We start from the raw sequence: 7,026 nt of genomic DNA, 5'->3' as shown, positions 1-7,026 counted from the left end.
GGGCCAGGGCCGTATAGGGCGTCTCGTGCGAGGGATGGATGAGCCCGGTGCAGCCGGCGGCACGCGCCGCAGCCGCCTTGCGCGTGATCATGGCGCAGGGAAAATTCCACGGGGTGACGAGGGCGGCGACGCCGACCGGCTCGAGCCAGGTCTCAACCTCGGCATCGGCAAGATGCGAGGTGACGCCCTCGACATTGGGTCGGCGCGCTTCCTCGGCGTAAAATTCGATGAAGGCGGCGGCATAGTCGATCTCGCCGCGCGCCTCGGAAAGGGGTTTGCCCTGTTCCAGCGTCATCAGGCGGGCGAGGTCTTCGCGATGGTCCAGAACGAGGTCGTGCCACCGACGCAGCACCCTGGCGCGGTCTTGCGGCAGCAGCGCCGACCAGCCGGCAAAGGCCCGGTCGGCCGGATCGATGGCGGCACGGGCCTCGCTCGCCGAGAGGCTTGCAACGTCGCCGAGCCGGCTGCCATTGGCGGGATCGCGAACGGTGAAGCTCCGTCCGTCCCCGGCGGCGCACCAGCGCCCGTCGATATAGGAAAACTGCCTGAGCAGGCGCGCATCGCCCAGGGCGGGCTGCGTGCGTTCGCCGGTGCCGGTCACGGTCGTCATCATCCGTCCTCCTCGTTGCGTCGCGGCCAGGGGGCGGGCCGGGGGCCCGTCTGCATGGACAGGATGCGTCGAAACAGGGCGAACAAGCGTCTTTAACGGGCGGGGCCGCCAGACGATTCGTCTTTTTTTGCCGCCCTCGGGCGACCGTTCAGCCTGCTCCGCCGAGCAGCATCTCGAGGGGAGGGGCGTGGCCGGTCTTGACCGGCTTGGTGACGATGTAGGTGTAATAGCGGGCGAGGCCGAGGCCCTGGTCGAGCAACCGGTCGATCAGCCGCTGGTAGCTGTCGACATCGCGCGTCACCACCTGCAGGAGATAGTCGAACCCACCGCCAAGCGCCCAGCACTGGACGATCTCGGGATGTGCCTCGACGGCCCGCTCGAAGGCCTGAAAGGCCGCGGCGCTGTGGTTTTCCAGCTCCAGCGTAACGAAAACAGTGACATGGGCGGCTGTCTTGCGCAGCGCGATCTCGGCCCTGTAACCCTCGATCACGCCGGCCTTTTCCAGCCGCTTGAGGCGCTCCCAGCAGGGCGTCGGACTGAGATTGATGCGCCGCGCCAGGTCCGCCTTGGACAGGCGGCCCTCGCGGGAAAGCACTTTCAGGATGGCAATGTCGCGGTCGTCGAGGCGGATCATGGTAGCGTCATAGCGGGCAAGGGGCAGGAGAGTCCATCTACTGTGGCGCCCGCTCGCGCGACATGGCCCGCGAGGCGCTTGAAAAATCATGCTGTCCAAGCGCCGAGGCGGCTGTGTAAAGATCGCCCGAAGCTGCAATGCGACGCATGGAGGAGAAGGCATGCCGGCAACCGAGCTACCGTTTACCGACGCGGAATTCTCCCGGCGCCTTGAAAAGGTGCGCGCGGCGATGCGCGAGAAGGACATCGACGTGCTTTTCGTCGAGGATCCCGCCAACATGGCGTGGCTGACCGGCTATGACGGCTGGTCCTTCTACGTCCATCAGGGGGTTCTCGTCTTCCACGACGCCCATCCGATCTGGTGGGGGAGGCGGCAGGACGCCAACGGGGCCGTTCGCACCGTGTGGATGGATGACGACCGGGTTGCCGCCTATCCCGACCACTATGTCCAGTCGAGCTCGCGCCACCCGATGCAGACGCTCGCCGCGCTGATCCGGGAGCATGGTTACGGGCGCTCGCGGGTCGGCGTCGAGCTGGAGAATTACTACTTCTCCGCCAAGGCCTTCCTGACCATGCAGGAGGAACTGCCGGACGCTTCCTTTGTCGACGCCACGGCGCTGGTCAACTGGCAGCGGGCGGTGAAGTCCGAGGAGGAACTGGTCTTCATGCGCCGGGCGGCGCGCATTTCCGAGAAGATCATCGACGGCGTCTTCGACCGGATCCGTCCCGGCATGCGCAAGACCGACCTTGTCGCCGACATCTATGCCGACGCGATCCGCGGAACGGAGGATGCCTGGGGCGACTATCCCTCGATCGTGCCCTTGCTGCCGAGCGGGTCGGACGCGGCCGCGCCTCATCTCACCTGGGACGGGCGGCATATCGAGCCCGAGACGGCGACCTTCTTCGAGATCGCCGGGTGTTACCGCCGCTATCATGCGCCGTTCTGCCGGACGGTGTTTCTCGGCACGCCGCCGAAATACCTGCGTGATGCGGAGGCGGCGCTGGTCGAAGGACTGGAGGCAGGGCTCGATGCGGCGCGCGCCGGCAACACGGCTTCCGACATCGCCCGGGCGCTGGGCGCGCCGCTGGAGCGGGCGGGCATCGACCGGTCCGCGCGTTGCGGCTACCCGATCGGGGTCTCCTATCCGCCGGACTGGGGCGAGCGCACGGTTTCGCTCAGGGTCGAGGATGACACGGTCCTTGAGGCCGGCATGACCTTCCATTTCATGCCCGGCCTGTGGATGGACAGCTGGGGGCTGGAGATCACCGAGAGCATCGTGATCATGCCTTCGGGGCCGGCGGAATGCCTGTGCAACAGGCCCCGCGCGCTTTTCGTCAAATAGCAGCACGCGGGGACGGAGCGGCACGATGGCACTCATCGACGACACCAAGGAGATCCTGGGCGAGCTGATCGCCTTTCCCACGGTCTCCAGCGACAGCAATCTGGAGCTGATCGCCCATGCGGCCGACCGGCTGGGCGCGCTTGGCGCCGAGACCCGGGTGCTGGTCGACGAGACGGGGTCCAAGGCCAATCTCTTCGCCACGATCGGGCCGGAGCGCGATGGCGGCATCGTGTTGTCGGGCCATAGCGACGTGGTGCCGGTGGCCGACCAGGACTGGTCGGCCGATCCCTTCACCATGCGCGAGGCCGACGGTCGTCTCTATGGGCGCGGGACTTGCGACATGAAGGGCTTCATTGCCGCCGTCCTGGCGGCGGCGCCGTTGTTCGCATCGCGCCCGCTGTCGCGTCCGCTGCATGTCTGCCTGACCTATGACGAGGAGGTCGGCTGCCTTGGCGCGCGCAAGCTGGTCGGCGACCTTGCCGCGATGGACATCCGCCCCGCGCTGGCGATCATCGGCGAACCGACGGAAATGCGCATCATCGAGGGTCACAAGGGATGCTGTGAATACACGACCGTGTTTCGCGGCCTTGAAGGGCACGGTTCGGTGCCCGATGCCGGGGTCAACGCGGTCGAATATGCGGTGCGCTATGTCGCCCGCCTGATGGAACTGCGCGAGGTGCTGAAGGCGCGCACGCCCGACGGCAGCCGGTTCGAGCCGCCCTGGACGACGCTGCAGGTGGGGCGGCTTTCCGGCGGCGTGGCGCACAATGTCATTCCCGGTCTTGCCAGCGTCGACTGGGAAATGCGTCCGGTGAGCGAGGCGGACAGGCATTTCATCTGCGAACAGGTCGATGCCTATGTCGCCGAAGAGTTGCTGCCGGCGATGCGCGCGGTGCACGCCTCGGCGGATGTCGTGCGGCATGTCATCGGCGAGGTCGCGGGGCTGGAGCCCGTCGATGACAACGAGGCCCGACGCATCGTCGCGGCCCTCACCGGGGCGAACGGCGCGGACGTCGTCTCCTTCGGCACGGAGGCGGGGCTCTTCCAGCAGTTCGGCATGTCGGCGGTGGTCTGCGGGCCCGGATCGATCGCCCAGGCGCACAAGCCGGACGAGTTCGTCGAGATCAGCCAGCTTCAGGCCTGTCTCGCCATGCTGACGGGCCTTGCCGGCCAGCTCGCCGCGAGCTGAGCGTCTGCCGGTTCCTTCCGCCGTTTCCGTCTCGGAACATTTCGGTGTTTCGGGTGATTGAAATTCAGAATCCGAGATATCGCTGTTCTGCCGGAAAGGCGGTGCATCCGGGCATTGAAACCCCTGAAAATGCACCCGAAACGATTGCTTGCGTCGGAGGGCGTAGTAGGATGCCGGCTGGATCGGCCGATGCGCCCAGCTTTGGCCGAGGCATGCCACGGAGATATTGATGGCGGAATCCCTGCACCCCCTTGCTCCCCATCACATCCCGTTCTTTCTGCCGGATGCCGATGGCGGCGACCGGCTGATGACGACAATGTTCGTCGGGCTTGTCGTGGCGGTTGTCGTGCTGGGCTCGCTCTACATGCGCCTGCACTCGCTGCCCGAGCGGATCGCCCACGGCAACGACCGCATGCAGTTCGAGATCGTCGCGATCCTGGCCTTGCTGGCTCTGTTCACGCACAACAACCTGTTCTGGGTGGCGGCCTTGCTGCTCGCCTTCATCCGGCTGCCGGACTTTGTCACGCCGCTCGGTTCGATCGCCGATTCGCTGGGCACGCTGGCGCGCCGGGAGCGTGTTGCGCGGACCGTTGCAGGGACGGTGCCCGACGATCCGCCGGATGCCCTGCGCTCAGATGTCCCGCCACCGGATGCCCCCGTGTCGGATATCCCCGTGTCGGATGCGCCGCCGGCCACCGCGGCCCCGGCGAAGACCGCTGTTGAAGACCAGGCTTCTGTGACGGACGCGGGCGGCGCCGAACCGGCCCGGCCCGACGCGCAGAGCCCCGGGAGACCCTGAGCGATGTTCGAACTCATCTTCTGCTCGCTCGTGACGATCCTGCCCGACTATCTCTATCGCCGTTACGTCCAGGGAAAACGGATCGGCCGGGAAATCACGCTGTACTCGGTCTGGTTCGAGCTGCGCTACGGCATCGTTACCTGCGCCATGTTGACCGTTTCGGTCATCACGATGGTCTTCTACTATCATCCGACGGCAACCGCTGCCGTTTCGGTCTACCGCACCGTCCCCATCCTGCCCGACAGGCCCGGCCGGGTCGCCGAGATCTTTATCGACCTGGGGCTGGATTCGCCGATCAAGGCGGGTGAACCGATCTTCCGGCTCGACAGTTCCCAGCAACAGGCCGAAGTCGAGATCGCCACGAAACAGATCGGAGAGATCGAGGCGGACCTGGCTCTCGCCCAGGCGGAGCTGCGGGTCGCGCAGGGACAGGTCGACCAGGCCACCGCCGCCCTGACGCAGGCGCGAGAGGAGCTCGACAGGACCCAGGAACTGATGGCGCGCAACTCCAATGTTGTCGCGCAGCGGGAGGTCGATCGGCTCAAGAACACCGTCAGCAATCGGGAGGGCGGACTGGCGGCCGCGATCGCCAATCGCGAGATGGTGGAGACGAAGATCTCGGTTGCCCTGCCGGCGCGGCTTGAAAGCGCAAGGGCCCGGCTGAAGGAAGCGGAAGTCGTCCTGTCCAAGACCACCGTGCATGCCGGGGTCGACGGAACCATCACCCAGTTCAACCTGCGGGTTGGGGACATCGTCAACCCGATCATGCGTCCCGCCGGCCTCCTGATCCCGGTCGATACGGCGCATGCGCGCATCGCCGCCGGCTTCGGCCAGATCGAGGCGAAGGTGATCAAGGTCGGCATGGTGGCGGAGATCGCCTGCGCCGCGGTGCCCTTCACGGTCATTCCGATGGTGGTCACCGAGGTGCAGGCGAGCATCGGGTCCGGGCAGGTCGCCGCGAGCGACCGGGTCCAGGACGTGACGCAACTGGCGCGGCCGGCTTCGATCACCGCATTGTTGGAGCCGCTCTATCCGGGCGGGCTGGACAAGGTGCCGTCGGGCAGCCAGTGCATCGCCAATGCCTATACGAGCAACCACGAGCGGCTGGCCACGGACACCTCGCTTTCGACCGGCGAATACGTGTTCCTGCATGTGGTCGATACGGTCGGCGTCGTTCATGCGGCGATCTTGCGCCTGCAGGTCCTGCTGTTCCCGATCCGCACGCTGGTGCTGTCCGGCCACTGAGCGGCGCGCCGCCGCCTTGCAGCGTCAGGGCAGGTCGGTTGCGGCCCCGTCCCGGGCGACGGAAAGCGTCACCCGGTCGGCGGCGAAGCGGCTCCGGCTTGCCTGGATCGGATGGCCTTGCGGATCGGCGTTGACCGAGCGCGTCAACAGCACCACGGCGCCGGGTTGCAGGGCAAGGTCCTCGCGGTCGGCGCCGGTCGCGGGGGCGGCCGAGATCTCCGTCGAGACACGGACATAGTCGGGAACCCCGCAGGCCGCGAGCGCCCGGGTGATCGAGCCTTCACGGCCATAGGCCTCGACCAGCCCGGAAAAGCGTTCGGCATCGAACCAGTGGACGGCGCGCGAAAGCGGCATGCCGTCGGCCTCCCCGAGCGTTTCCAGGCGTAGCAGCGATGCTCCCGGAGCCACATGCAAGGCCGTGGCAAGATCCTCGCCGGCGGCTTCGGTCGAAGCAGAGATGAGCCGGGTCGTGGCAAGAGCCACCTGACCGCCAAGGCCGGCCGAAAACCGGGTGCGCGCGCCAATCGGATAGGTGACGCGCCGGCGCGGCACGATCGTGGTGCCACGACCTTGCACGGTCTCGACGACCCCCTCGCGTGCAAGGGCCGCGACCGCCTGGCGCACGGTGTGGCGGTTGACGTTGAAACGTGCCGCCAGCGCCGCCTCGGTCGGCAGGCGGCCGTCCTCGTGGTCGCCATTGCCGATTGCCGCGCGAATGTCGTCGGCGATCTGGCGCCAGAGCGCGACGCCTGTCCGCCGTTCGATGCCGCTCATCCCGTTCCCTTCCCATGTCCGCCAGACCCTGCGGCGGATCCTTTCCCTTCTACGCAGCCACGGGGGCGAACGGCAAGCGCCTGCACGGATCGTGGCCGCAGGGGCGAAAGGCGGTTCATGGCCGGACGTTCATCGTGGCGTCACGAGGGACTTGTATCGTTTCAGAATGTCGGTTGTCTATAATACTAGACAAATAACGACGACGGGTATAACACGGCCGCAAGGGCCGACGGGCCCGGTTGCTACGGCCGACCTTCGCGGGCCGCGACGCGCGAAGCGGTGGAAACGGCTTTGAACCTTGAAGGCATGGAGCGGGACATGGCGGCATCACAGACGGAGCAGACCTGCGCGGCAGGCGGGAACGGGGACCCGGGCCGGGAGCTGAAGGGGCGGAGGGGCGGTCTCGCGGCCGCCCCCGGGGCGGGGTGCGCGG

Annotated in this window: 7 protein-coding genes; 4 read left to right on the top strand and 3 right to left on the bottom strand. The window is 67.1% G+C overall.

The window, feature by feature from the left end:
* Both ACN0T5_RS21250 and ACN0T5_RS21245 read right to left on the bottom strand, forming a co-directional pair.
* Positions 1-613: aldehyde dehydrogenase family protein (locus ACN0T5_RS21250; protein WP_417770600.1), on the bottom strand; the 613-nt coding region annotated here is incomplete at its 3' end.
* 145 nt (positions 614-758) lie between these two features.
* Positions 759-1,244 carry an Lrp/AsnC family transcriptional regulator gene (locus ACN0T5_RS21245; RefSeq protein ID WP_417770599.1) on the bottom strand — a complete coding sequence of 162 codons (486 nt, stop codon included), beginning with the start codon at positions 1,242-1,244 and terminating at the stop codon, positions 759-761.
* 160 nt (positions 1,245-1,404) lie between these two features.
* On the opposite strand from ACN0T5_RS21245, the gene ACN0T5_RS21240 reads away from it, so the two are divergent.
* From ACN0T5_RS21240 to ACN0T5_RS21225, 4 genes are all read left to right on the top strand, one after another.
* Positions 1,405-2,586, top strand: coding sequence for a M24 family metallopeptidase (locus tag ACN0T5_RS21240; protein ID WP_417770598.1), 1,182 nt, complete (start codon positions 1,405-1,407; stop codon positions 2,584-2,586).
* A gap of 25 nt (positions 2,587-2,611) precedes the next feature.
* Positions 2,612-3,775 (top strand): acetylornithine deacetylase, encoded by a 1,164-nt coding sequence (gene argE / locus ACN0T5_RS21235; protein ID WP_417770597.1) that lies wholly within the window; start codon positions 2,612-2,614, stop codon positions 3,773-3,775.
* 229 nt (positions 3,776-4,004) lie between these two features.
* A complete protein-coding gene (locus tag ACN0T5_RS21230; protein WP_417770596.1) occupies positions 4,005-4,574 on the top strand; it encodes a hypothetical protein in 570 nt (189 codons plus the stop codon).
* A gap of 3 nt (positions 4,575-4,577) precedes the next feature.
* Entirely contained in the window at positions 4,578-5,819 is a 1,242-nt protein-coding gene (locus ACN0T5_RS21225) for an HlyD family secretion protein (protein ID WP_417770595.1), read from the top strand.
* Positions 5,820-5,843: 24 nt separating this feature from the next.
* Here ACN0T5_RS21225 and phnF read toward each other — a convergent pair whose 3' ends face one another.
* Positions 5,844-6,593, bottom strand: coding sequence for a phosphonate metabolism transcriptional regulator PhnF (gene phnF / locus ACN0T5_RS21220; RefSeq protein WP_417770594.1), 750 nt, complete (start codon positions 6,591-6,593; stop codon positions 5,844-5,846).
* Positions 6,594-7,026: the final 433 nt, after the last annotated feature.

This window comes from Stappia sp., assembly GCF_048261845.1.
In the GTDB taxonomy this organism is placed as follows: Bacteria; Pseudomonadota; Alphaproteobacteria; order Rhizobiales; family Stappiaceae; genus Stappia.
The sequence above is the reverse complement of the archived record's forward strand: the minus strand, read 5'-3'. Positions and strand labels throughout refer to the sequence as shown.

Excerpts from the sequence above, each read along its gene's own strand:
- phnF (WP_417770594.1), bottom strand. The coding sequence starts at position 6,593 with ATGAGCGGCATCGAACGGCGGACAGGCGTCGCGCTCTGGCGCCAGATC.
- argE (WP_417770597.1), top strand. The coding sequence starts at position 2,612 with ATGGCACTCATCGACGACACCAAGGAGATCCTGGGCGAGCTGATCGCC.
- ACN0T5_RS21230 (WP_417770596.1), top strand. The coding sequence starts at position 4,005 with ATGGCGGAATCCCTGCACCCCCTTGCTCCCCATCACATCCCGTTCTTT.
- ACN0T5_RS21245 (WP_417770599.1), bottom strand. The coding sequence starts at position 1,244 with ATGATCCGCCTCGACGACCGCGACATTGCCATCCTGAAAGTGCTTTCC.
- ACN0T5_RS21225 (WP_417770595.1), top strand. The coding sequence starts at position 4,578 with ATGTTCGAACTCATCTTCTGCTCGCTCGTGACGATCCTGCCCGACTAT.
- ACN0T5_RS21240 (WP_417770598.1), top strand. The coding sequence starts at position 1,405 with ATGCCGGCAACCGAGCTACCGTTTACCGACGCGGAATTCTCCCGGCGC.